Raw genomic sequence first — 23,552 nt, 5'->3', positions numbered from 1 at the left:
GGCTACTCGGCCTTGACCAGCCGGAGCGCGAGTTCGGGACAGACCTTTACCGCCTTGAGCGCCCCCTGCCGCAGCCAGGTCGGCACCGGGGTGGCGGGGAAGGCGGGGTAACCGTTGCCGTCGAGCCGGATGAAGTCCGGCACCACGTGGGCGCAGAGCCCGTGCCCGTCGCAGCGGGACCAGTCGAGGGTGAGCTTCTGCGGGTTGCCGTCGGGCGCGCCGGGCAGCCCCATGAGGCCCTTGACCCGCTTGCCGCAGCCCTCGCCGGTGGCGTGCAGCCGCAGGTCCTCGGCGAACACCTCCATGGCGGAGAGCGCGAACCGGGCGGTGCCGTCGGGGTGGCTGCACGCGCCCCGGCCCTTCACGTCGCCGGCCGCGGCGCGGACCACCTCGATGGGCGCGCTGCCCGAGACCGCGAGGTCGACGGCACGGGCCAGGTCGGGCAGGCCCATCTTGCAGGGGCCGCACTGGCCGGCGGACTCGCCGGCCAGGTAGCGGACCACCTGGGCGGCCTCGCCGAGCGGGCAGGTGTCCCGGCTCAGCGGGACGATGATGCCGGCGCCGAGCGTGCCGCCGACCGCGGCGAGCCCCGTGCGGGACACCTCGGCCCGGGCCGCCGCCTCCGGGGTGATCCACTTGCCGTGGTAGCCGCCCATGAGGATGCCCGGCCCGTCGGGCACCTCGCAGAGCTCCAGGATCTCGCGCAGCGGGGTGCCCGCCGCGCACTCCACCACGGCGGGCCGCTCGGCCGCGCCCGTGACGGTGAGCAGCACGGTGCCCGGCTCGTCGTCGGTGCCGAGCGCCGCGTACTCGTACGGGCCGATCCGGGCGGCGACCGCGAGCTGGGCGTACGTCTCGGCGTTGGAGAGCAGGGTGGGCAGGCCGTTCACCCCGGAGTCGCTGGACCGCTTCTTGGTGCCCGGCGGGATGTGCGGCAGCCCGTTGATGCCGTTGACCAGGGCGCCGCCCTCGCCGGAGATGAACCGGTGCGGCACCGTGACGATGGTGGTGGGCACCGGCATCCGCCGCTCCTGCAACGCCTCGGTGAGCGACGGCCGACCCACGTCGTCGTCGGACACCCCGATCACGATCTCGTCGGCGTCCAGCGCGTACGCGGCCAGGGCGGCGCCGTCGAGCACGAGGTGCGGGGCCCGGGTGAGCAGCACCTTGTCCTTCCAGCTCGCCGGCTCCCCCTCGGTGGCGTTGACCACCACCACGGCGGACAGGTCCTGCCGCTCGCAGGACTCCAGCACCGCGCGCAGCTTGCGGGCGAACGGGAAGCCGGCCCCGCCCTTGCCCTTGAGGTCGATCGCCTCGGCGAGCCGCAGCAGGGCGGCCGGCTCCACCGGCCCGATCGGGCCGTGCACCTCCTCGTGTGCCAGCAGGTCGAGTCTCCCGAACTCGGCGAAGCCGGCGGTGAGCCGGGGCTCGCCGACGCAGGCCACCGGCGGCACGGTCGTCCGCCTCACCTGGCCTCACCCCGCAGCCCGGCCCAGTACGCGCCGTCCACCGCGTCCGCGTTGGCCCGCTTGCGCCGGCTCGACCGGCTCTCGCCGGAGGCCCGCAGGGCCCGCCGGGAGGCGAGGTCGACAAGGGTCGGTGTGTCGTCGACGAAGGCGTCGTCGGCCGCGTACCGGGCCGGCGGGCGCCAGTAGTCCGGCTCCTCCGGCACGTCCTCCTCGGCGCTGTGCCGGCCGCTGCCGCTGCGCGGTGCCGACGAGATCGGGCTGCCCGAGATCGGTCCGGACGAGACGGGCTCGCCGGAGACCGGCCGGCTCTCCCAGCGGCGCGGGCTGTCCCACGGCTCCTCCGGCTCGTCGGTCCCGCGCGGCGGGGCCGAGTAGCGGGCGACCTCCGCCGGGGTGGAGTAGCGGGCGCCGGTGTCCGGCGGGGCCGAGTGCCGTCCGCCGCTCTCCGGCGGGGCCGAGTAGCTGGCGGCCTCCTCGTCGCGGGACCGCCGGGTGCGGACTTCCTCCTCGTCCCGGTAGCGGCGGGCGGTCCGCTCGTCGTCGCGGCGCCGGGCCGTGGCCACGCGTTCCTCGCCCCGGGCGGGACGCTCGCGTTCGGCGCGGCGGGCCGGGGAGACCGGCGCCTCGGCACGCCGCCGGGCAGCCGCCGCGCGGACCGGCTCGCGCAGCGTTCCGGGTTCCGGGACCACGGGTACGGCGAACCGCTCGGGGTCGCGGCGCCGCGCGGTGCCGGCCGGCGCGGTCCAGGTGGCGGTGGTCTCGGCCCAGCCGCCGTCGCGGCCCCGGCCGGAGCGGCTCTCCTCCTTGGCGGCGGCCCTGCGGCGGGTCAGCCCGGCGAGCAGGCCGGTGCGCTCCTCCCCCTTGCCGGCCATCGCCTTGTTCAGGGCGGCGGCCTGGTGCTGCTCCCGGCTGCGCTTGCCGAGGTGGACGGAGAGCCGGACCAGCAGCGCGACCACCACCAGCAGCACGCAGGCCAGGTAGCTCAGCACCACCCAGGTCTTCGCCGTCCGGCCGGCGTTGAGGCCGTGCAGCAGCGCGAACGGCCAGGAGACGTACGCCATGGAGTGCAGCGCCCGCCACATCCACCGCGGACCGACGCCGGCGAACCGGACCCGGACGATGCCGGTCCAGAGCACGCCGACCATCAGCAGGGCGGCCACGGTGCCCAGCCCGACGTAGAGGCCCCGGCCGCCGAGGAACGGCACCACCGCGTCGGTCGGGCCGGCGCGGCCGGTCGAGATCTTGGTGATCACGTGGAAGACCAGACCGGCCACGCCGAGAACGCCGGTGGCCCGGTGCGCCGACTGGAGGAGCACCCGGTGCCGGATGAGCAGCACCAGCCGGTCGGTGGCGAGCAGCCCCAGCATCACGGTGAGGCTGAGCGAGACCAGGGCGACCACCCCGGCGAAGAACTCGGTGAAGAAGAATCCGTACGAGTACATGACGGCGCCGGCGCCGGCCAGTTCCAGACCGGCCCACGCGACGGCGAGCGCGGACGCGGCGAGCGCCACCATCGCGGGCCTCGACATGGTCCGGGCACCTCGGCTGGTGCTGGTGGTCCGGACGGTCGTCGCCTTCTCGTTCTGCTCTGCCCGGGCCATCTGCTCCTCGATCGTCTCGCGGCGGCGCCCCACCGGCCGACCCTGTTCCCTCCTCCAGTACGGACGGACGGCACGGGCGGATCACCTCCGGTGGCGAATTTCTCGGCCGGTCCGTCGAACCGTCCGGCACCCGGGCGCGTGTAGCGCCTGTCGCAACGACACATGTCCATGCGTTGACATTTCTTGCAACACGCTTGTAACCTTGCCGAAAATTTCAGGCCGACTTGCAAGAAGTCGGCACTGAAGACTCCCCCGCGCCGCACACCCCCTCAGGAGTCCCGATGCATCGACGTCGATGCCGCTCGGCGGCCCTCGCCCTGGGCCTGGCCGCCAGCCTGCTCGTCCCGACCACCGTGGCGGCTCCCCCGGCCGCCGCCTCCACCCCCGGCAGCAAGAAGGTCATCGTCCAGCTCTTCGAGTGGAACTGGACCTCGGTGGCCAACGAGTGCACCACAGTGCTCGGCCCGAAGGGCTACGGCTACGTCCAGGTGAGCCCGCCGCAGGAGCACGTCAAGGGCAACCAGTGGTGGGTGGCCTACCAGCCGGTCAGCTACCGGATCGAGTCCCGCAAGGGCACCCGCGCCCAGTTCCAGTCGATGGTGAACACCTGCCACAACGCCGGCGTCAAGGTGATCGTCGACGCCGTGGTCAACCACATGTCCGGCCAGGACAACGGGGGCACCGGCTGGGCCGGCAGCACCTACGGCCACTACGACTACCCGGGCACCTACGGCTCGCAGGACTTCCACTACTGCGGCCGCAACGGCAACAACGACATCGTCAACTACGGCGACCGGTACGAGGTGCAGAACTGCGAGCTGGTCAACCTCGCCGACCTGAAGACCGAGTCGGACTACGTGCGCACCCGGCTCGCCACGTACCTCAACGACCTGCTCTCGCTCGGCGTCGACGGCTTCCGGCTGGACGCCAGCAAGCACATGCCGGCCGCCGACATCGCCGCGATCAAGGGCAAGCTGTCCCGCTCGGCGTACCTCGTGCAGGAGGTCATCTACGGCGCCGGCGAGCCGGTCCAGCCGACCGAGTACACCGGCAACGGCGACGTGCACGAGTTCCGGTACGGCAAGGACCTGGCCCGGATGTTCAACAGCGAGCGGCTGGCGTACCTGCGGAACTTCGGCGAGTCGTGGGGCTACCTGCCGGGCGGCTCGGCGGTGGTCTTCACCGACAACCACGACACCCAGCGCGACGGCGGTGTGCTGACCTACCGCGACCGCGGCGAGTACGCCCTCGCGAACGCCTTCATGCTCGCCTGGCCGTACGGCACCCCCGCGGTGATGTCGAGCTACACGTTCAGCAACAAGGACCAGGGCCCGCCCTCGGACGCCAGCAACAAGACCTCGAACACCACCTGCTACTCGGGCTGGGAGTGCGAGCACCGCTGGCGGGTGATCGCCAACATGGTCGGTTTCGCCAACGCCACCCAGGGCGCCGGCGTCGCCAACTGGTACGACAACGGCTGGCAGCACATCGCGTTCAGCCGGGCCGGCAAGGGCTACCTCACCCTCAACGACGAGGACTTCGCCATCACGGGCCGGTCCTTCTACACCGGACTGCCCGCCGGCCGCTACTGCGACGTGATCCACGGCGACTTCAGCAACGGCTCGTGCAGCGGTCCGGTGATCACCGTGGACTCGAACGGCTGGTTCGCCGCGACCGTCAACGCGCACGACGCGATCGCCATCCACATCGGCGCGAAGGTGTCCTGACCAGGGACGACATCGGCCCCCGCGCCGCCGATTCGCGACCCGGGGGCCGAGCGCCCGATTACAGTACCAATCGTGCTGTTTGACCGATTGTTCTCGCGCTGGACGTTCGGCTGGCTGCTCGCCGCCGTCGGCGTACCGGTGCTGCTCGCGGCCGCGCTGCTGGTCGGCCGGGCCCTCACCGCCGGTCCGGCCCCGGCGCCGGTCGGCGCCGCACCCACCGCGGCGGTCCCGCCCGCGCCCGACGAGCCGAGCCCGTCCCCCGAGGAGTCCGTGCCGGCCGCCGCGCCCGCCCCGGACGACCTGCCGGTGGTCACCTACGACCCGGCGCCCGGCGGGTTCCCCGCCGACCCGGACCCGGCCGACACCCGGCCGCTGGCCGAGGGGCTCGCACCGACCCGGACCGTGGCCGCGTACGACGCGCCGGGCGGCCGGCCGCTGGCCTTCCTCGCCCCCACCATCAGCGGCGTCGAGCTGACCGTGCCGATCGTCGAGCGGCGGGTCGGCTGGACCGCGGTCCTGCTCCCCTCGGCCAACCGCCGGATCGCCTGGCTGCCGGAGGGCGGCTGGAACACCGTCGCGCTGCCCGACCAGATCGTTGTGGAACGCCGCCCGCACCGGCTCACCTGGTTCCGGGACGGCCGCGCCGTGCGCTCCTGGGAGGTCAGCCTCGGCATGCCCGGCCAGTCCACCCCGCTGGGCCGCACCTTCGTCCTCGGCCGCACCCCGCCACCGCAGGACGTCTACGGCGGGGTGGACATCTTCGCCCTCGGGGCGATCCCCGACGACCCGCACGCGGTGCCGACCGGGCTGCGCGGCGCCCACATCGGACTGCACAGCTGGTACACCGACGACACGCTCGGCAGGAACGTCACCAACGGCTGCATCCGGCTCACCCGCAGCGGCCAGCGGCAGCTCCTCGCCGAGCTGCGCCCCGGCACCGCCGTCGTGGTGGTGGACCAGCTTCCCGCCCCGCCGGCCACCGCCTGAGCCGGCTCAGTCGCCGAGCAGCCAGCCGTTCTCCTCCGCCACCCGGACCGCGTCGGCCCGGTTGCGGGCACCGGTCTTGCCGATCGCCGCGGAGAGGTGGTTGCGTACCGTCCCCTCAGAGAGGTGCAGCGTCGCCGCCAGCTCCGCGACAGTGCCGCCACCCCGGGCCGTACGCAACACCTCGGTCTCCCGTTCGGTGAGCGGGCTCGGCCCGGTGGCCAGCGTCTCCGCGGCGAGCGTCGGGTCGACCACCCGCAGCCCCGCGTGCACCCGGCGGACCGCGTCGGCGAGCTGCCGCGCCGGGGTGTCCTTGACCACGAAGCCGTTCGCGCCCGCCTCCATGGCCCGGCGCAGGTAGCCTGGGCGGCCGAAGGTGGTCACCACGAGCACCCGGCAGCCGGGCAGCGCGGCCCGCAGCGCCGCGGCCGCCGCGACCCCGTCCAGGCCGGGCATCTCCACGTCGAGCAGGGCCACGTCGGGCGTGGTCCGCAGCGCCGCCGGCACCACCTCGTCGCCCCGTCCCACCTCGGCCACGACGGTCAGGTCCGGCTCCAGGGACAGCAGCGCGGCGAGCGCGCCCCGGACGAGTGCCTGGTCGTCGGCGAGCAGCAGCCGGATCGGCCCGGTCATCCGGTCGTCCCCCGTCCGGCGCCGGGCAGCGCCACCCGGAGCAGGAAGCCGCGCCCGCCGCGGGGGCGGCCGACGGTGACCGTGGCGTCCAGCCGCCGGGCCCGCTCGCGGAGCCCCACCAGGCCGTGGCCGGCCGCTTCCGGCTCGCCGGCCGGCCCCCGGCCGTCGTCGCGGATCTCCACGGCCGTCGGGTCGACCCGGATCTCGCAGCGCCGGGCGCCGCTGTGCCGGACCACGTTCGTCACCCCCTCGCGGACCGTCCAGCCGAACAGCTCGTCCCGCTCCGCCGGCAGCGCGGGCGCCGTCTCGGGCAGGTCCGCGGCGATGCCCGCGGCGGCCAGCGCCGAGCGTGCGCCGGCCAGCTCCGTCGCCAGGTTCACCCCGCGGTACGCGCCGACGGTGCCCCGCACGTCCGCGAGGGCCTGCCGGGCCAGCCGCTCGATGTCGGCGATCTCGGTGGCCGCCTTCGCCGGATCCAGCTCCAGCAGCCGACCGGCCAGCTCCGCCTTCACCGCCACCACGGTCAGCGAGTGCCCGAGGATGTCGTGCAGGTCCCGTGCGGTGCGGGCCCGCTCCTCGGCCACCGCCAGCCGGCCGATCTCCTGCTGCGCGGCCTGGAGTTCGGCGTTGCGCTGGGCCAGCCTGCTGACCCCGAACATGGCGAACGAGGCGAGCACGACGGCGAAGACCACCGTCCCCTCCGCCTCCCAGCCGGGGACCAGCGCCGCCGCCACCGGCGGGGTGAGCGCGGCCAGCACGACCACCAGCAGCGCCTCCCGCGGCGGCAGCAGGAACACCGCCGCCGCCGCGACGAAGACCAGTGTGGTCAGCCAGTCCCCCTCGGTGCCGGGGATGCCGGCGAGGCCGAGACCGAGCAGCGCCGCCAGGGCCGCCCAGGCCCGTGCGCGGGGGATGTTCCGGTGCGCCTGCCGCATCCCGCGCGCCCACTCAAACACCCAGACGTAGAGCAGGCCGAAGGCGACGAGGGTGACCGCGCCCAGCACCCGGCGCCAGACCTCGGGCTGGTGCAGGGCGGTGAGCAGCGGGATGTTGAGGAAGAAGAGCCAGACCGCGGCCAGGAGCCAGCCGGTGATCCGCCAGCGGCGGCTCACCGGCCGGCTCTGTTCGCGCGGCAGGCCCACGGTGAACACGCTAACCTCCGCGGTCGCGCGTCAGACGCGGCTGGTGTCGCGGCGGAACAGCCGGGCCGCGCCCAGGCCGAAGAACGCCGTCCAGGCGGCCACGTTGCCGACCGCTACCCAGTCCAGCCCGGCTCCGGTCAGCGGCGCCCGGGCGAGCTGGCCGACGCCGTACACCGGGGTGAACTTGGCGATCTGCTGGAGCGCGTGGGGCAGCACGTCGAGCGGGACGAACAGCCCGCCGAGCATGGCCAGGACGGCCAGGACCGGTCCCATGAACTGCATGACGTTCTCGGCCGGGGCGAGGTAGCCGACGAAGAGGCCGAGGGCGGCGAACACGAGGGAGCCGATCCACGCGGTCAGGCCGGACTCCACCCAGACGTGCGCCGGCAACCGGACCCCGGAGGCCGCGCCGACGGCGAACTCGACAAGCACGCCCAGCAGGCCGAGCACCATGGCGGTGGCCACCTTCGTGGCCACGTACGCGGCCGGGCGCAGCGGGGTGAGCCGCAGTTGCCGGCTCCAGCCCAGCGCCCGCTCGGTGGCGACGGCCGCGCCGGCGCTCGTGGTGGCGACCATTGCCGCGTAGACGGCCAGGCTGATCATGATCCAGCCGGTGACCGGCAGGCCGTTGTCCAGGTTCTGCCCGCGCTGCGGCAGGCCGAACAGGAGGAAGAACACCGCCGGCATGATCAGGATGAAGACGAGCGTGCGGCGGTTGCGCAGCACCCGGCGGATCTCGATGCCGAGCACGGCTGTCGAGAAGCCGCCCAGGGCGGGGGGCCGGCGGTTCCCGGCCCGGTCGGACGAGGTGGTGGCGGACGGGGCGGTGACAGTCATCTCGTTCTCCGGATCGGCGCGGTCGGCGGTCAGGCGGCGGTGGTGGTCAGGGCGAGGAAGGCCTCTTCGAGGTTGCGCGAGGTGATCTCCAGGTCCCGGGCGTCGGTCCGGGTGAGCAGGTGCCGGGCGACGGCGTCGGAGTCCTCGGTGTGGACCAGCACGGCGTCGCCGCGCACCTCGACCGACTGCACGCCGGGCAGAGCCGCCAGGGCGGCCTGGTCGGCGCCGGGCAGGGTGGCCCGGACGACCCGACCGGCGGCCAGGTTCTTGATCTCGGCGGTGGTGCCGTCGGCGACGACCCGGCCCTGGCGGACCAGCACGATCCGGTCCGCGTACGCGTCGGCCTCGTCGAGGTAGTGGGTGGCGAACAGGACGGTGCGGCCGGAGCGGGCGTCGGCCCGGATGGCCTGCCAGAAGTCCCGGCGCCCCTCGACGTCCATCCCGGTGGTCGGCTCGTCGAGCACCATGAGGTCGGGGTCGGGCAGCAGCGCCAGGGCGAAGCGCAGCCGCTGCTGCTGGCCGCCGGAGCACTTGCCCACCGGCCGGTCGGCGATGTCGGCGATGCCGGCCCGCTCCAGCACCTCGGCGGCCGGCCGCGTGTGGCCGTAGAAGTGGGCGGTCATCCGTACCGTCTCGGCGACGGTGAGGTCCTTGAGCAGGCCGCCGGTCTGCATCACGGCGGCGACCCGGCCGAGCCGGACGGCGTCGGCGGGAGTGCCGCCGAAGAGCCGGACGGTGCCGGCGTCCGGCCGGGCCAGCCCGAGCAGCATGTCCACGGTGGTGGTCTTGCCGGCGCCGTTGGGGCCGAGGAAGGCCACCACCTCGCCCGGGGCGATGCGGAGGTCGAGCCCGTCGACGGCGGTCACCGGGCCGAAGGTCTTGGTGAGTCCGGCGAGCTCGACGGCAGGGTGGGTGTCGGTCATGACAACGATGCTCCGGGGACCGGCGGTCCGGTCCCCGGAGCGGTCGTCATCTTCCGGCCGTGACATTTGTCAGGGGTCGGCGCTCAGTGCCCGCCGCCGACCCCTTCACGGGCGCGGCGGGGCAGCAGGAACGCGCCCGCCACGGTGACCAGCAGCAGGCCCAGCTCGGCGAGGAGAGTGACCCGCACGGCGTGCGACACCGAGTCGGTGAGCCCGTCGAAGAAGACCGTGCCGAGCAGCGCCACGCCGAGCGCGCCACCGAGCTGCTGCACGGCGGTGAGCGTGCCGGACGCCGAGCCGGTCTCCGCCTCCTCGACCCCGGAGAGCACGATGTCGAAGAACGGCGCCATGACCAGGCCCATGCCGAAGCCGACCGCCAGCAGGGCGGGCGTCATCCGCCACGGGGTGACGTCGGCGCCGGCCAGGGTGAGGGTGAGCAGCATCCCGGCGACGCCGGCCAGCACCACCCCGAGTCCGAGGTGGATGAGGCGCCGGCCGAGCCGCTGGGCCAGGCCGGCACCGGCGAGCACGAAGGCGGCCACCATGCCGAGCGCCTGCGGCACGCCGGCCAGCCCGGCGCGCAGCGGCGACCAGCCGAGGCCGAGCTGGAGGTAGAGGCTGAAGACCAGCGAGAAGCCGGCCAGCGCGGTGAAGAAGGCCAGCCCCGCGACCAGCCCGCCGGTGAAGGCGCGGCGGCGGAACAGGGCGGGCACCACGAGCGGGTCCCGGCCGGCCCGCTGCCGGCGCTGCTCGTAGCGGGCGAAGACGGCCAGCACCACGACGGCGCCGGCGAGCATCGCGAAGCTCCACAGGGGCCAGCCCAGCTCGCGCCCCTGGACCAGCGGGTGGACCAGCAGGAACACCGCGACCGAGAGGAGCGCGACGCCGGGCAGGTCGAGCCGGGTGGCGTGGCCGGGGCGGGAGGCCGGCAGGAAGCGGGCCGCGCCCAGGGCGGCGAGCAGGCCGAGCGGGACGTTGATGAGGAAGATGGCACGCCAGCCGGTGCCCGCCAGGTCGGCGTCGACCAGCCAGCCGGCCAGGATCGGACCGCCGACCGCGGAGATCCCCATCACCGGGCCGAACGCGCCGAAGGCGGCGGCGAGCTGCTCCGGCGGGAACATCTCCTTGATCAGCCCGAGGCCCTGCGGGAGGAGCAGCGCGCCGAGCAGCCCCTGGGCCACCCGGGCGGCGATCAGCGTGCCGGGGTTGCCGGCGAGCGCGCAGGCCGCCGAGGCGGCGGTGAAGCCGAGGACCCCGATCAGGAACATCCGGCGGCGGCCGTACAGGTCGCCGAGGCGGCCGCCGGTGACCAGGCCGACGGCCATGGCGAGGGTGTAGCCGGCGCCGATCCACTGGATGACCGTGGGCGATCCGCCGAGGTCGGCCCGGATCGCCGGGCCGGCGAGGTTGGTGACGAGCACGTCGAGCAGGTCCATCACCTCGGCGGTGAGGATGACCGCGAGGGCGATCCAGCGCCAGCGGTGACCCGCGACGGCAGGCGCCGTGGGATGCGGCGCGGTGAGTTCGGTGGTCATGGATCCCCCGATCGGAAGCGAACACTGTTCGTTGACGAACACTGTTCTATCAACGAACGGCGTTCGCAGCAAGTACGATGTTCGAGTCCGCCCCGATCCCCGGAGGTCGTCAGTGAACGAAACCCCCGCGCCCCCGTGGCGTACCCGGCCCCGGACCCGGGCGACCCGCCGCCCGCTGAGCCAGCAGGCAGTGGTCGACGCCGCCCTCGCCCTGATCAACCGGGAAGGGCTCGGCGCGCTGAGCATGCGGCGCGTGGCGCAGGAGCTGGGCACCGGCCCCGCCTCGCTCTACGCCCACGTCTCGGGCAAGGAGGAACTGCTCGAACTGCTTGTCGACCGGGCCAGCGCCGAGATCGTCGTGCCCGACCCCGAGCCGGACCGGTGGGACGAGCAGATCCGGGAGGTGGCCCTCCAGGCGTACCGGGTGTACGCCACCCACACCAACCTCGCGCTCGCCTCCCTCGCCACCATCCCCACCGGTCCGAACGCGCTGCGGGTCACCGAGGGCATGCTCGCCATCCTGTTCGCCGGCGGGGTGCCGCCCCGCCCGGCGGCGTGGTTCCTGGACCGGCTCTTCCTCTACATCGCCGGCGACGCCTACGAGGGCGCCCTCTACGAGGAGAAGGTGCGGGCCTCCGGGCAGGACCGGGAGACCTGGTGGGCCGGGTTGTCCCAGCAGCTGCGCACGTACTACGGGGGCCTGCCCGCCGAGACGTACCCGAACGTCACCGGCCACCTGGACGACCTCATGGAGGGCGGCGGCGACGAGCGGTTCCTCTTCGGCGTCGACCTGCTGGTCCGGGGCGTCGCCACGTACGTCCCGGCGGGGCGTGAGGGCGGCCGGGCCGGGTAACCACGGCCCGGCCCGGTCGTCACGGCACCAGGGAGGTCAGGGCATGGGCGTACCAACGGGACGGGTCGACACGGTCGTGCTGATCCACGGCCTCTGGATGACCTCACGCAGCTGGGAGCACTGGGTCGACAGGTACGCGGCGCGCGGCTTCAAGGTGCTCACCCCGGCCTGGCCGGGGATGGACGTGGACGTCGAGCGCCTGCGGGAGGACCCCACGCCGATCGCCGCGCAGCGGATCGCCGGGATCGTCGACCACTACACGGCGATCATCCGCGGGCTGCCCCGGCCGCCGATCATCATGGGGCACTCGTTCGGCGGCCTCATCGCGCAACTGCTGCGGGACCGGGGCCTCGGCGCCGCCGTCGTCGGCCTGCACCCCGCCCCGGTGAAGGGCGTGCTGAAGCTGCCGCTCAGCACGCTGCGCTCCGGGTTCGCCGTCCTGCGCAACCCGGCGAACCGGCACCGCGCGGTGCCGTTCACCCGCGAGGACTTCCGCTACGCCTTCGGCAACACGATCAGCCCGGAGTACTCGGACGCCTCCTGGGAGCGGTACGCGGTGCCCGCCGCGGGCCACGTCTTCTTCGAGGGTGCGTTCGCCAACCTGGACCCGAACTCGGCGACCGCGGTGGACACCAAACGGGCCGACCGGGCGCCGCTGCTGGTGACGGCCGGCGGTGAGGACCACGTGGTGCCGGCCTCCCTGGCCTCCTCCGTGGCCAACCTCTACCGCGGCTCGACGGCGGTCATCAGCTACCGGGAGTTCCCGGGGCGGTCGCACTTCGTGGGCGGCGAGCCGGGCTGGGAGGAGGAGGCGGACTTCGCGCTGGAGTGGGCCGTGGAGGCGGCGAACGAGTACTCGCCCACCGTCGTCAGCACGGCCCCCCGCCGCTGAACCGGGCCGGATCAGAGTTCCGAGACCCAGTACGGGACGACGTCCATCCAGCCGTTGCCGCCCGCCCCGTACCTCCGGCCGCTGCTGGTGGTGCTGAGTGTGTACCAGGCGTCCACGAAGTCCGGGTCGTCGGTGTACCAGGACGTGGGGATGGCGTCCAGGACCGCGTTGACGAGCGGCGTGTACGCGCCGCCGTCCACGATGACCAGCAGCGCGTTCGCGATCGCCTTGACCAGCGCCGAGTAGTTGGTGTCCCCGTCGTCCTCCATCATGACGACGTCGGCCAGGTTGTACTTGTACGCCGAGAAGTGCACGAGGAGTTGGTTCGGGTAGTACGTGGTGCCGTCGTTGTCCAGGTACGGCATCTGCACCAGGTCGACCTTGGCCTTGCCGTCCAGCCCGAAGCCGGCGACGACGGTGTAGATCTCGGCGGCGCCCTTGATCCACGGCTCCTTGTCGTCATTGAGCCGCACGGCGTCGACCTTGGTGGCCCAGTAGCCGCCCGACGCGGTCAGCCCGGCGGACGCGGTCCGGGTCGACGACGCCGGGCCGATCCCCCGCGCGCCCAACTGCTCGCGCATCAGCGCCAGCCCGGCGGAGAGCGCCCGCTCGCCGTCCACCTCGACCACCAGCACCGGCCGCCGCGGCACCCGGGCGGCGTCCAGCACCACCGCCCCGCCGGAGCGGTCGTAGGCGACGACGCTCGCCGCCGAGTCGTCGGTCGGGGTGGCCGCGACCAGCGGGGCCTCGCCGCGCGCCAGCGCCGCGCGGAGGTCCGGCTGGGCCAGGCGCAGCCGCAGCAGCGAGCCGGTGCCGGCCGGCAGGCCCTTGGCGGCCAGCAGCCGCTCGTTGGCCGTGCGCAGCTCGCCGGTGAGCCGGCCGCTCACCGGGGCGGCGAGCAGGTCCACCGGGCCGGCGGCGACCGCGGCGCCCAGTCGACGCAGGGCGGATTCGTCGGCGAGGGCCCCGGCGACCTGGCGGGCGACGCCGTCGAGGACGGTGGACACCGGGCCGGCGGCGGCCGGCGGCGCGGGGTGGACGGGCCGGGCGTACGCCGGGGTGGCGACCGCTGCGGTCAGGGTGGCGACCGCGATGCCCAGCGACACGGCGGCGCGGCGGACGGTGCGTGGATTCACCTGGACTCCTCTACCTCTTCCGGGCGCCGCTCGTGGCGGCGCCCGGAAGATCTGACGGCGACTTACCCGGATAGATATCGGCGAATGCCACGCGCCGTCAATGCTCGCTTGACGTACGGCAAGCGAAAGTTCGGGACTTCGCGCCCTGGTGTGGCACCGACCGGGGCGGGTATGACGGGGGAATGAGGGCGAGCTTCCGGCTTGGCCGGATCGCGGGCGTACCCGTCGGGGTCAACTGGAGCGTCCTGGTCATCTTCCTGCTGATCGCGTGGGCGCTGTCCGCGAGCCAGTTCCCCCGCGCGTACCCGGGCCACTCGGCCGTGGCGTACGTGGCCGCCGGGCTGGCCGCCGCGGTGGTCTTCTTCCTCGGCCTGCTCGCCCACGAGGTGGCCCACGCGGTGGTCGCCAAGCGCAACGGCATCGAGGTCGAGGGGATCACGCTGTGGCTCTTCGGCGGCGTCTCCGAGCTGAAGGGCGAGGCCCGCGACCCGGGCGCCGAGCTGCGCATCGCCGGGGTGGGCCCGCTGGTCAGCCTGATCATCGGTCTGTTCTTCGGTGCGATCGCGGTGGTGCTCGCCCTGGCCGGCGTGCACGGCCTGCTGCTCGGCGCGCTGTCCTGGCTGGCCGGCATCAACGTGCTGCTGGCGATCTTCAACGTGCTGCCGGCCGCCCCGCTCGACGGCGGCCGGCTGCTGCGGGCGGCGGTGTGGAAGGCCACCGGCGACCGCACGAAGGCGTCCGTGGTGGCGGCCCGGGCCGGCTGGGTCCTCGGCGCGCTGCTGATCGGGCTGGGGCTCTGGCAGTTCATTGCCGGCACCGGCGTGGGCGGGCTCTGGCTGGCACTCATCGGCTGGTTCCTGATCGGCGCCGCCGGCATGGAGGAACGCCAGGCCCGGATGGGCAGCGCGCTGCGCGGCATCCGGGTCGCCGAGGTGATGACACCGCAGCCGCAGACCGCCTCCGGGGAGATGACCGTCGCCGACTTCGTCGACCACTACCTCTTCGCGTACCGGCACTCGGCGCTGCCGCTGACCGAGGAGGGCCGGCCGGTCGGGCTGGTCACCCTCGACCGGGTCCGCGGCATTCCGGCCGACCGGCGCGCCTCGACCACCCTGGCCGAGGTCTCCTGCCGGGCCGAGGACCTGGTGCTCGCCAACCCGGACGAGCAGCTCACCGACCTGCTCCCCCGGCTCAGCCAGTGCGCCGACGGCCGGGCGCTCGTGGTGACCGACCAGCGGCTGGTCGGGATCGTCTCGCCCAGCGACATCAGCCGCGCGGTGCAGCGCGGCAGCATGCGCGAACAGATGACCGCCCGCCGCTCCTAGCCCTCGCCGCTCAGTCCCGGGGGAAGTAGCGGTCCAGCAACGCGGTGCGGAACTTGCCGGCCGGGTCGAACTCGCGCAGCAGGGCGCGGAAGTCGTCGTGGCGGGGATAGGCGGCGGCCGGGTCGCGGGCGAAGAGCTTGCCCCAGTGGGGGCGCGGGGCGAACGGCGCGAGCCGCTCCTCCACCTCGTCGAGCACGGGTGCCACCGCGGCCGGGTCGCCCACCCAGGTGAAGTGGACGGCGAGGCTGTCGCGCTCGTGGTTCGGGCTCAGCCACAACCCGTCGGCGGCCACCGTACGCAGCTCGCAGACCTGGAGTACGGCCGCGATCCGCCCGGCCGCCGGGTCGAGGGCGGCCAGCGCCGCGGCGCCGTCCGCGCGGGCCAGGTGCCACTCGGACTGGAGTTCGTCGCCGCTGCTCGGGGTGAAGCCGAGCCGGAAGTGCGGCAGCCGCTCGTGCCACGGCCCGGGCACGCCGAGCTGTTCGGTGCAGTTCTCCGCCGGCATGCCGGGCACCGGGTGGCGCGGCGAATCGGCGGCCCGGGTGTCCAGCCAGTCCGCCGGGGGCGGCGGCTGGTCGGCCCGCTGCTTGAGCCACACCTGGTCGAACAGGGGTGACCGCCAGCCGGTGAAGACGCTGACGCTGTAGGCCGCGTCGAGGGCGTCGTCCAGGGCCGCGCGGGGCAGGCCGAGGCGGACGTACTGGCGCACCTCGAAGGCGGGCACCACGTCGAGGGTGAGCCGGGTGACCACGCCCAGCGCGCCGAGGTGGACCGCCAGCCCGGCGAACCGGGGGTCGGCGCGGTCCACGGTGAGCAGGTCGCCGTCGGCGGTGACCAGTTCCAGCGCGGCCACGGCGGTGGCCAGGTTGCCGTGGGCGGGCCCGGAGCCGTGGGTGGCGGTGGCGACCGCACCGGCCACCGAGATGTGCGGCAGCGAGGCGAGGTTCGCCACCGCGTACCCCTGCGTGTGCAGCGCGGTGGCCAGGTCGCCGTACCGCATTCCGGCGGAGACGGTGACGGTGCCCCGGTCGCGGTCGAGCGCCACCGTCGGCGGCAGCCCGGCCACCGACACCTGCACGCCGGTGGTGTCGCCGAGCCGGTTGAACGAGTGGCCGGTGCCCACCGCCCGGACCCGGTCCGCGCCGGCCACCAGCCGGCGCAGCTCGTCCAGCGTGGACGGCTCGTGGCGGGCGCGGGCCGACCAGGTGACGTTGCCCGCCCAGTTGGTGCCGGTCATGCGGTGGCCTCCCGATCGGTGCCGGTCTCGTCATCCGCGCCGGTCGGCCGGGTGCGCGCGTCGGTGAAGCGGTCGCCCGCGTACCGGGTCAACGCCGCCGTCACCTCGTCGGGGCTCTCCCGCACCTGGCGGAGGTCGAGCAGTTCGACGGCGGGACGGCCGTCGCGCGGGTGCCGGGCGGTCGCCGGCAGGCCCGGTGGCAGGCCGGCACCGGGCACGCCGACCAGCCGGCCGGCGTCGTCGAGGGCGAGCGCCGCGAACTGCTCCCAGCGGTACGTCCCGCGCAGGCCCGGCCGGCGCACCTCCAGCCCGTCGGGGCCGAGGACGCAGCGGTACGGCCGCAGGGCGCCGACCAGCACCTTGACGCCGATCGCCACGATGCCCAGGGCGACAAGCATCCGCAGCACCGGCCCGTCACCGGCCACGGCGAGCACCATCACCCCGCCCGCCACGCAGACGAGGGCCAGCGGCAGGACCCCTCGGTTGCGGTGCAGCTCCACGTCGTTCCCCCCGTTCCCGTCCCCGGTGTCCGGGTGCATCATCCGCCAATCGCGCAAGCCGCGGTTGCCCCGCCGTCCGGTAGGGCACCCTGTGGACATGAGCAGCTACCGCGACCCGAGCCTCCGCGGCGACGTGTATCCGTCGGAGGAGGAGATCGACCCGACCGGTGTGGGCCCCGACCCGGCCGGTGGCCAGTACGGCACGGCCCCGGCGCCGCCGCCGGCCCCGGAGCCGGAGCCGGACCCGATCCCCCACCCGGGGCCGCCGCCCCGGGCCGCCGGGCCGGCCCGCTGAGCCCTCGCGCTCACACCTGCCGCATCACCTCGGCGGCGACCAGCTCCAGGTGGTCCAGGTCGGCCAGGTCGAGCACCTGGAGGTAGACCCGCTCGCTGCCGATCTCCGCGTACCGGCCGAGCTTGTCGACGACCTCAGCGGGCGTGCCGGCGGCGCCGTTCTCGCGCAGCTCGGCGGGCTCCCGGCCGATCGCGGCGGCGCGCCGGGCCACCTCGGCGTCGTCGCGGCCGCAGCAGAGCACCAGGGCGTTGGACCAGGTCATGGTGGCGGGGTCCCGGTCGATCTCGGCGCAGGCGTCCTTCACCCGCTGGAACTGCGCAGCCGCGTCCTCGACCGGGGCGAACGGCAGGTTGAACTCGTCGGCGTAGCGGGCCGCCAGGCGGGGCGTGCGCTTCGGGCCCGTGCCGCCGAGCAGGATCGGCGGGCGCGGCTGCTGGACGGGCTTGGGCAGCGCCGGTGAGTCGCTGACCGGGTAGTACTTGCCGGGGAAGTCGAAGGTCGACCCGGCCGGCGTCTCCCAGAGCCCGGTGATGACCGCGAGCTGCTCCTCCAGCCGGTCGAACCGCTCCCCCAGCGGCGGGAACGGGATCCCGTACGCGGTGTGCTCCTCGGCGAACCAGCCGGCGCCGATGCCCAGCTCGACCCGGCCGCCGCTCATCTGGTCGACCTGGGCGACGGTGATGGCGAGCGGGCCGGGGAGCCGGAAGGTGGCGGCGGTCATCAGGGTGCCGAGCCGGATCGTCTTCGTGTCCCGGGCCAGGCCGGCGAGGGTGGTCCAGGCGTCGGTCGGTCCCGGGTCGCCGCTCACCGAGCCCATCTTCAGGTAGTGGTCGGAGCGGAAGAAGGCGCCGAAGCCGGTCTCCTCCGCCTGGCGCGCCACGGCGAGCAGCTGGTCGTAGTTGGCGCCCTGCTGGGGTTCGGTGAAGATCCGCAGTTCCATGACCCGAGCATAGGAAGCCGGCCGGCCCGCCGCGCCCGCGCCTCGTATTCCTTGACAGGCATATGAGCGCCGGGGCATATTGGGGGCGTGTCCGGGGATGCCTTCGCCGTGCTGGCCGAGCCCACCCGACGCCGCATCCTCGACCGGCTGCGCCGGTCGGAGAGCAGCGTCGGGGACCTCGTGGCCGCGCTCGGCATGAGCCAGCCGGCCGTCTCCAAGCACCTCAAGGTGCTGCGCGAGGCCGGCCTGGTCAGCTGCCGCACCGCCGCCCAGCAGCGGATCTACCGCATCGACGTCCGCCCGCTGCGCGCCGTGGACGACTGGCTCGGGCCGTACCGGCGGATGTGGACCGACCACCTCGACGCCCTGGAACGTCATCTCGACAGTCAGGAGTGATCATGGACCGCGACAGCTTCCGGCCCGGCCCGCTCGCCGACGTCTCCTGGGCGGCGGCCGGCGACCGGTGGGACCTCATCCTCGTCCGCGACCTGCGGCATCCGCCGGAGAAGGTGTGGGCCGCGCTCACCGAGCCGGACCGGCTCGCCCAGTGGGCGCCCTTCCTGGCCGACCGCGACCTGGGCACGCCCGGAGCGGTCACGCTGAGCACCGTCGACGGCGAGCGGAGCTGGCCGGCGCCGGCCACCGTGCGGCGCGCCGAGCCACCCCGCCTGCTCGAATACACCTGGGGCGACGGCCTGCTGTGCTGGGAGTTGGCCGGCACGGCGGCCGGCACCCGCCTCACCCTGCGGCACCGCTTCGACGACCGGGCCCTGGGCGCGAGCATGGCCGCCGGCTGGCACCTCTGCCTCGACGTCGCCGGCCACCTGCTCGACGGCGACCCGGTCGGCCCGATCCGGGGCGCCGAGGCGAAGGAGTTCGGCTGGGACGACCTGCGCGCCGCGTACGACGAGCGCCTGGCGGACTGACCGGTCAGGCCGCGGCCGCCGGGGCGTCCGGCAGGGTGATCGCGGTGGCCGCCCGGCGGATCGGCTCGGTGACCCGGCTGATCATCCGCTCCCGGCCGGGCAGGCGCGGCATGAGGCGCAGCATCAGCGTCTGGAACCGGATCTGCGCGGCCGACGACAGCACCATCCCCTTGAGGTTGCGCTCGGCCAGGCGCTGGTTCGCCGCGACGAACGGGCGCATCCGGCGCTCGTACGCGGCGAACCCGGCGACCGGGTCCCCGCCGGCCTCGGCCAGCGAGGCGGCCAGCACGTACGCCCCGACCAGCCCGAGGCTCGTGCCCTGCCCGGAGGCCGGCGACGGGCCGTAGCCGGCGTCGCCGACCAGCCCGACCCGGCCGGCGGACCAGCGGTCCATCCGCACCTGGCTCATGGGAGCGAAGTAGAAGTCCGGCGCCTCGTCGGCGGCGGCGAGCAGTTCGGGCACCCGCCAGCCGGCCCCGCCGAACGCCCCGGCCAGTGCCGCCCGCTGGGCGGGCAGGTCACGGTGGTCCGGCTCCTCGGCGGGCGAGGGGAAGAGGAACAGCGCCCGGGCGTCGGGCGCGCCGGCGGTGCGGTAGACGCCGACGGTCCGGCCCGGCGCCGGGTGCATCAGCTCGACCCGCTCCTCGCCGAACCCGGCGGGGACGGTGCAGATCGCGATGTGGTGCCCCAGCGGGCGCAGGTACGCCGCCGCGGGGCCGAACGCCAGCCGGCGTACTGTCGAGTGCAGCCCGTCGGCGCCGACCACGAGGTCGAAGCGGCGGCGCCCGCCCCCGGCGAAGGTCACGTCCACCCCGTCGGCGGCCGGGTCCAGCGCGGCGATCGAGTCGCCGAAGAGGTATTCCACGTCGCCGGTGGCCTCGACGAGCAGCCGGGCCAGGTCTCCGCGCATCAGCTCGACGTCGTCGCCCTCGCGGCCACCGAAGAGCGCGGCGTCCATGGTGGCCAGCTGCGTGCCGGACGCGTCCACGAAGCGGGCCAGCCGCATCCCGGTGTCGTGCCGGCGCACCTGCTCGCGCAGGCCCATCCGGTCCAGCACGGTCAGCGCCGCGCCCCGGACATCCACCTTGTAGCCCCCGTCGCGCAGCGCCGGGGCGCGCTCGACGACGGTCGGCCGGAAGCCGTGGCGGCGCAGCCACCAGGCGAGCGCGGGGCCGGCGACACCGGCGCCGGAGATCAGGACGTCAGTCATGCCACCGACGGTACAAGCGTGTTAGACGTCTGTGCAAGACGCTTGTTCAAGGAATCGGCTACGCTTCCGCCATGGGAAATCGGGAGGACCTGCTCGCCGGCGCCAAGCGCTGCCTCATGGAGAAGGGGTACTCGGCCACCACGGCCCGGGACGTGGCCGGCGCGGCCGGCACCAGCCTGGCTGCCATCGGCTACCACTTCCGCACGACGAAGGCGCTGCTCAACGAGGCGCTCGTGGAGGCCATGGCGGAGTGGGGCGAGGAGCTGCAACGTGCCCTCGCCGAGGACGCCGGGCCGGAGGCCACTCCCGAGCAGCGCTTCGAGGCGGCGTGGGAGCGGATCATCGAGTCGTTCACCCGGCTCCGGCCGCTCTGGGCCGTCCAGTTCGAGCTGATCGCCCAGCTGGACCGCGCGCCCGAGCTGCGGGAGGCGTTCGCCGGGGTCACCCGGCAGGCCCGGCTCGGGCTGGCCCAGGTCTTCCACCGGCTCGACCCGGCCCTCGACGAGTCGACAGCGCTCGCCCTCGGCGCCTTCCACCAGGCGCTCATCGGCGGCGTCGCGGCCCAGTGGCTGGTCGACCCGGCGGCGGCCCCCTCGGCGCGCGAGCTGACCCGCGCGCTGCGGGCCCTCAGCACCGATTTCGGTCAGGGCTGACCGAGGCCCGCCTCCCGGGCCCGGACGATGGCCTGGGCGCGGTCGGCCACCTGCAGCTTGGCCAGCACGTTCGACAGGTGGTTGCGGACGGTCTTCGGGCTCAGCGTCAGCCGCCGGGCGATGACCACGTTGCTCAGCCCCTGCGCGACCAGATCCAGCACCTCGCGCTCCCGGTCGGTCAGCTCGGGGAAGGGGGCGGCCCCGGCGCCGCGCGCCCCGGACAGGTAGCTCACCGCGCGGCTCGCGATGACCGGGCCGAGCAGCACCTCGCCGTTGGCCACCGCCCGGACCGCCCGCTCCACCTCGGCCGGGGCGGCGCCCTTGAGCAGGTAGCCGCGGGCCCCGGCGCGCAGCGCCGCGAAGACCCAGTCGTCGTCGTCCAGCATCGTCACCACCAGCACCCCGATCCCCGGGTGCCGGGCCACGATCTCCCGGGTCGCCGCCACCCCGGAGCGGCCGCCCAGGTGCAGGTCCATGATGATCACGTCGGGCAGGTGCTGGTCGGCGACCCGCAACGCGGCGTCCGCGTCGGCCGCCTCGCCGACCACCTCCAGCCCGGCCGTCGACGCCAGCAGCGCGCTCATGCCGAGCCGGAACACCGGGTGATCGTCGACCACCGCGACCCGGATCGTCTCCCCGGTCACGGGACCACCGCGAACGGCTGCCCGGCCTCGTCCGGCGCGGCGTCGCCGGACAGCCGTGCGGCCGGCACCCGGACGGTGACAGTGGTACCGCCGTCCGGCCCCGGCGCCACCACGCACACCCCGCCGATCCCCTCGGCCCGTTCCCGCATCGAACGCATCCCGATCCCGGCCGGGGTGCCCGGCACGATGCCACGGCCGCCGTCCTCGACCCGGAGCGTGAGCCCCTCGTCGTCGTGCCGCACGGTCACCCGGCAGTCCGCCGCGCCCGCGTGCCGGTGCGCGTTGCGGACCGCCTCGGAGACGATCCCGTAGATCGCGGTGGCCACCGGCTCCGGCAGCGGCAGCGGCTCGGCCTCGACCTGGACGGCCAGCCCGGAGCCCGCGTACCGCTGGGCCAGCTCGTGCAGCGCCGGGGCGAGGCCGCGCTCGCCCAGCACCGGCGGCAGCAGCCCCCGGGCCAGGTCCCGCACGTGCTCCACCCGCTGGTCGGTCTCGTCGCGCAACCGGTCCAGCAACCGGCCGGCCGCCTCGGGATCCACGGTGAGCAGGTTACGGGCCGCCGCCAGGCCCAGCGCCACCCCGGCCAGCGCCGGGCCGAGCCCGTCGTGCAGGTCCCGGCGCAGCTTGCGCCGCTCCTCCTCGCGCGCCTCGGCCAGCCGGGCCCGCGAGGCGGCCAGCGCCCGCCCGGTCGCGGCCAGGCTGGCGGCCGAGGCGACAAGCGGCACCAGGTCCAGCAGCGCCGCGCGGGTCCGCCCGTCCAGCCGCTCCCCCGCCCGGGCCCAGGCGACCAGCCGGCCGATCTCGGTGCCGCCCCGGAGCAGCGGCAGCACCAGCGGCGCGCCCACCGGGCCGGCGGAGGAGCCGTGCGCGGCGTACGGCTCGGGGCCGTCCACCTCGATGGCGCAGGCACCCAGCCGGAGCAGGTCCGTCACGCTGCCGGCCACCCCGTCCAGCACGTCCGCCGGGTCGGCGGAGGCGCTGATCCGGTGGCCGACGCCACGGACCACGCCGAGCGGCTCCACCGCCTCGCCGTGGATCAGCCGGTCCACGCCCCGCTGCACCCGGGACCGGGCCGGTTGGGTGCCGGCCGCCACCAGCGCCGTGACCAGCACCCCCGGCACGGCCGGCGACGACGGCAGCAGCCCGTCGAGCACGCTCACCCCGACCACGTACGCGGCGACCAGCAGGAAGGTGAGCAGGAACCAGACCAGGGTGCGGCGCACCGCGATCTCGATGCCCCACAGCCGCTGCCGGAGCACCACGGCCAGCACCGCGGCCGGGAAGAACGCCTGCGAGGCGAGCATCGCGGTCGGGGCCAGCCAGTCCGGGACCTGGCGGGCCCACTCGACGGGGAAGCCGAGCGGTGCGAAGCTCACCGCGAGCAGCAGGGTGCCGACCGCCAGCCAGCCCAGCCCCACCCGCTCGGCCGGCGGCCCGGTACGCCACCGCCGCAGCACCCCGGCGGCGGCCACCAGCCCGAGCAGCGGCACCACCCGGAACAGCCAGGGCTCCCCCGCGACCACGAACTCCGCCCAGCGCGGCGCGGTGACCGGGAACGGCGCTCCGGAGGGATGCCCCGGCCGCCCCGGCCAGGTCAGGTGGAACACCGCGACCCCGGCGGTGACCAGGGCGCCGGCCGCCACGGCGACCCGGGCCGGCAGAGGCAGCCGCCCCTCCCGGACCAGCCAGGGCACCACCGTGATGAGCGAGAGCATCCCGAACACCCAGGCCCAGTCCCGGGCCGAGGTGAGCAGCACCGGCGCGGGCAGGTCGGGCCGGACCGCCAGCAGGTCCACGTACTGCGCGCTGAGCGCCGAGAGCCCGCCGCCCAGCCCGGTCGCGGCGAGCAGCCAGGCGACCGGGTGACCCCGGCGCAGCAGGACCAGCCAGGCGACCGTGCCGTAGACCGCGCAGTCGGTGAAGTCGACAAGGAAGTAGAGCTGCGACAGGCCCCACGGCCGGCGGGCCGCCACCCAGCAGACCGCCGTACCCACGAGCAGGAGCGCGCAGCCGACGGCGACCAGCCGGGCGGCGACCGGGCGGCGGCGGTCGCGGGACGGCGCGGCCGTCGGATCGGCGGACATGGCCCT

At 74.9% G+C, this 23,552-nt stretch carries 23 protein-coding genes; 9 read left to right on the top strand and 14 right to left on the bottom strand.

Features of this window, described 5'->3' with window-relative positions; translation table 11 throughout:
* Positions 1-2: 2 nt before the first annotated feature.
* Complete coding sequence (locus GA0070603_RS27295) at positions 3-1,469, bottom strand: NADH-quinone oxidoreductase subunit NuoF family protein (RefSeq protein WP_091319550.1); 1,467 nt, start codon at positions 1,467-1,469, stop codon at positions 3-5.
* Positions 1,466-3,103: a ferric reductase-like transmembrane domain-containing protein gene (locus GA0070603_RS27290; protein WP_244282621.1), complete on the bottom strand. Its 1,638-nt coding sequence runs from the start codon at positions 3,101-3,103 to the stop codon at positions 1,466-1,468. Before GA0070603_RS27290 ends, GA0070603_RS27295 begins: the two co-directional genes overlap by 4 nt.
* Before the next feature lie 248 nt (positions 3,104-3,351).
* Here GA0070603_RS27290 and GA0070603_RS27285 point away from each other — a divergent pair, with 248 nt between their 5' ends.
* Complete coding sequence (locus GA0070603_RS27285; RefSeq protein ID WP_091319546.1) at positions 3,352-4,797, top strand: alpha-amylase; 1,446 nt, start codon at positions 3,352-3,354, stop codon at positions 4,795-4,797.
* A 72-nt stretch (positions 4,798-4,869) separates the two neighbouring features.
* On the top strand, positions 4,870-5,784 hold the full coding sequence (locus GA0070603_RS32435) for a L,D-transpeptidase (RefSeq protein WP_091319543.1): 915 nt from the start codon (positions 4,870-4,872) through the stop codon (positions 5,782-5,784).
* 6 nt (positions 5,785-5,790) lie between these two features.
* Here the strand turns inward: GA0070603_RS32435 and GA0070603_RS27275 are convergent, their stop codons facing one another.
* From GA0070603_RS27275 to GA0070603_RS27255, 5 genes are all read right to left on the bottom strand, one after another.
* Positions 5,791-6,414, bottom strand: coding sequence for a response regulator transcription factor (locus tag GA0070603_RS27275; RefSeq protein WP_091319540.1), 624 nt, complete (start codon positions 6,412-6,414; stop codon positions 5,791-5,793).
* Entirely contained in the window at positions 6,411-7,565 is a 1,155-nt protein-coding gene (locus GA0070603_RS27270) for a sensor histidine kinase (protein WP_091319537.1), read from the bottom strand. The genes GA0070603_RS27275 and GA0070603_RS27270 overlap by 4 nt, the downstream gene beginning before the upstream one ends.
* Before the next feature lie 21 nt (positions 7,566-7,586).
* Positions 7,587-8,393, bottom strand: coding sequence for an ABC transporter permease (locus GA0070603_RS27265; protein WP_091319533.1), 807 nt, complete (start codon positions 8,391-8,393; stop codon positions 7,587-7,589).
* A 29-nt stretch (positions 8,394-8,422) separates the two neighbouring features.
* Positions 8,423-9,316, bottom strand: coding sequence for an ABC transporter ATP-binding protein (locus GA0070603_RS27260; RefSeq protein WP_091319530.1), 894 nt, complete (start codon positions 9,314-9,316; stop codon positions 8,423-8,425).
* Positions 9,317-9,399: 83 nt separating this feature from the next.
* Positions 9,400-10,851 (bottom strand): MFS transporter, encoded by a 1,452-nt coding sequence (locus GA0070603_RS27255; RefSeq protein WP_091319528.1) that lies wholly within the window; start codon positions 10,849-10,851, stop codon positions 9,400-9,402.
* Positions 10,852-10,963: 112 nt separating this feature from the next.
* Between GA0070603_RS27255 and GA0070603_RS27250 the strand changes: the two genes are divergently transcribed.
* Both GA0070603_RS27250 and GA0070603_RS27245 read left to right on the top strand, forming a co-directional pair.
* Positions 10,964-11,704 (top strand): TetR/AcrR family transcriptional regulator, encoded by a 741-nt coding sequence (locus GA0070603_RS27250; RefSeq protein ID WP_091319525.1) that lies wholly within the window; start codon positions 10,964-10,966, stop codon positions 11,702-11,704.
* Positions 11,705-11,747: 43 nt separating this feature from the next.
* Positions 11,748-12,596: an alpha/beta hydrolase gene (locus GA0070603_RS27245; protein WP_091319522.1), complete on the top strand. Its 849-nt coding sequence runs from the start codon at positions 11,748-11,750 to the stop codon at positions 12,594-12,596.
* An 11-nt stretch (positions 12,597-12,607) separates the two neighbouring features.
* Here GA0070603_RS27245 and GA0070603_RS27240 read toward each other — a convergent pair whose 3' ends face one another.
* Complete coding sequence (locus tag GA0070603_RS27240) at positions 12,608-13,732, bottom strand: DUF3103 family protein (protein WP_244282620.1); 1,125 nt, start codon at positions 13,730-13,732, stop codon at positions 12,608-12,610.
* A 182-nt stretch (positions 13,733-13,914) separates the two neighbouring features.
* On the opposite strand from GA0070603_RS27240, the gene GA0070603_RS27235 reads away from it, so the two are divergent.
* Complete coding sequence (locus GA0070603_RS27235) at positions 13,915-15,057, top strand: site-2 protease family protein (RefSeq protein ID WP_091319518.1); 1,143 nt, start codon at positions 13,915-13,917, stop codon at positions 15,055-15,057.
* Between the two features lie 10 nt (positions 15,058-15,067).
* On the opposite strand, the gene GA0070603_RS27230 is transcribed toward GA0070603_RS27235, so the two are convergent.
* Positions 15,068-16,294 (bottom strand): FAD-binding protein, encoded by a 1,227-nt coding sequence (locus tag GA0070603_RS27230; protein ID WP_091319515.1) that lies wholly within the window; start codon positions 16,292-16,294, stop codon positions 15,068-15,070.
* Entirely contained in the window at positions 16,291-16,836 is a 546-nt protein-coding gene (locus GA0070603_RS27225) for a PH domain-containing protein (RefSeq protein ID WP_091319512.1), read from the bottom strand. Before GA0070603_RS27225 ends, GA0070603_RS27230 begins: the two co-directional genes overlap by 4 nt.
* A 55-nt stretch (positions 16,837-16,891) precedes the next feature.
* On the opposite strand from GA0070603_RS27225, the gene GA0070603_RS27220 reads away from it, so the two are divergent.
* Positions 16,892-17,089 carry a hypothetical protein gene (locus GA0070603_RS27220; protein WP_244282619.1) on the top strand — a complete coding sequence of 66 codons (198 nt, stop codon included), beginning with the start codon at positions 16,892-16,894 and terminating at the stop codon, positions 17,087-17,089.
* A 10-nt stretch (positions 17,090-17,099) separates the two neighbouring features.
* On the opposite strand, the gene GA0070603_RS27215 is transcribed toward GA0070603_RS27220, so the two are convergent.
* Positions 17,100-18,029, bottom strand: coding sequence for an LLM class F420-dependent oxidoreductase (locus GA0070603_RS27215; RefSeq protein WP_091319507.1), 930 nt, complete (start codon positions 18,027-18,029; stop codon positions 17,100-17,102).
* Between the two features lie 87 nt (positions 18,030-18,116).
* Between GA0070603_RS27215 and GA0070603_RS27210 the strand changes: the two genes are divergently transcribed.
* Complete coding sequence (locus GA0070603_RS27210; protein ID WP_091319503.1) at positions 18,117-18,425, top strand: ArsR/SmtB family transcription factor; 309 nt, start codon at positions 18,117-18,119, stop codon at positions 18,423-18,425.
* A 2-nt stretch (positions 18,426-18,427) separates the two neighbouring features.
* A complete protein-coding gene (locus GA0070603_RS27205; protein WP_091319500.1) occupies positions 18,428-18,955 on the top strand; it encodes an SRPBCC family protein in 528 nt (175 codons plus the stop codon).
* A 4-nt stretch (positions 18,956-18,959) separates the two neighbouring features.
* Here GA0070603_RS27205 and GA0070603_RS27200 read toward each other — a convergent pair whose 3' ends face one another.
* Positions 18,960-20,165 carry an FAD-dependent monooxygenase gene (locus GA0070603_RS27200; protein ID WP_091319497.1) on the bottom strand — a complete coding sequence of 402 codons (1,206 nt, stop codon included), beginning with the start codon at positions 20,163-20,165 and terminating at the stop codon, positions 18,960-18,962.
* Positions 20,166-20,236: 71 nt separating this feature from the next.
* Between GA0070603_RS27200 and GA0070603_RS27195 the strand changes: the two genes are divergently transcribed.
* Complete coding sequence (locus GA0070603_RS27195) at positions 20,237-20,818, top strand: TetR/AcrR family transcriptional regulator (protein ID WP_091319494.1); 582 nt, start codon at positions 20,237-20,239, stop codon at positions 20,816-20,818.
* Here GA0070603_RS27195 and GA0070603_RS27190 read toward each other — a convergent pair.
* Complete coding sequence (locus GA0070603_RS27190; RefSeq protein ID WP_244282618.1) at positions 20,809-21,462, bottom strand: response regulator; 654 nt, start codon at positions 21,460-21,462, stop codon at positions 20,809-20,811. The two genes, GA0070603_RS27195 and GA0070603_RS27190, sit on opposite strands and share 10 nt — an antisense overlap.
* Complete coding sequence (locus tag GA0070603_RS27185; protein WP_091319491.1) at positions 21,459-23,546, bottom strand: sensor histidine kinase; 2,088 nt, start codon at positions 23,544-23,546, stop codon at positions 21,459-21,461. The genes GA0070603_RS27190 and GA0070603_RS27185 overlap by 4 nt, the downstream gene beginning before the upstream one ends.
* Between the last annotated feature and the right edge of the window lie 6 nt (positions 23,547-23,552).

Source organism: Micromonospora chersina, assembly GCF_900091475.1.
Lineage (GTDB): Bacteria > Actinomycetota > Actinomycetes > Mycobacteriales > Micromonosporaceae > Micromonospora > Micromonospora chersina.
The sequence above is the reverse complement of the archived record's forward strand: the minus strand, read 5'-3'. Positions and strand labels throughout refer to the sequence as shown.